Source organism: Dyella jejuensis (assembly GCF_044904675.1).
In the GTDB taxonomy this organism is placed as follows: Bacteria; Pseudomonadota; Gammaproteobacteria; order Xanthomonadales; family Rhodanobacteraceae; genus Dyella_B; species Dyella_B jejuensis.
The window spans coordinates 1-706 of the sequence record NZ_JADIKJ010000065.1; the positions used below are offsets into that span (position 1 = coordinate 1).

The window sequence follows — 706 nt, forward strand, 5'->3', positions numbered from 1 at the left end:
GGCCGTCCGAAACGTTCGTCCCTTCCGCGTTCATCTGCATCGCGGCGTCATACGAATAAATTTGACCGGTTTGCGAGTCGTACACGCCTGGCTGGCCGTCGGCCGTGTTGTATGTCTGGCTCGATGTGCTCGATACATCCCCCAATGCCGAATACGTACTCGACGTCCAGCCCGTACTCATGGCCGTGGTCCCTGCGCTGCCCGTGACATAAGCGAACGACGCCAGGGAGCTGCTGCCGCCCGTTGACATGCCAATGGTATCGGCCACTGCCGGCATCGCGAGGCTGCCTAGCGCATCTGCCAGCGTCGGTGCCGGCACATCGCTCAACGCCATCGGCGTTATCGTCAAATCACTGCTGATATCCACGCTCGAAGTAAGGGGCGGCAACGCGCTATCGGTGCTCGGTAGTGGACTCAGCTGGATACTGAACTGATCCCCTTCGTCCTGCGGCCCATCATCGCTCATACTTTGGTCTGGTCCCAGGTCGGTCGAAGAAGTACTGGGGTCATAAAGTTCGTCCTGCTGCCCATCATCGCTCGCACTTTGGTCTAGCCCCGGGTCGGTTGACGCAGCACCGGAGTCATAAAGGCTGCCGTTGTCGAGCACATCCGTGTTGTCCAGGTTCAGGGGCTGTGCCGGGATGCCAAATTGACTGAGCAAATCGTCAAGGCTCGGCGTCGTATCACCCAGGTCTCCCCCCAAGCC

1 protein-coding gene is annotated in these 706 nt (G+C 59.9%); it reads right to left on the reverse strand.

Annotated elements, in window-relative coordinates; translation table 11 throughout:
* Positions 1-706: hypothetical protein (locus ISP15_RS18290; protein WP_404549429.1), on the reverse strand; the 706-nt coding region annotated here is incomplete at both ends.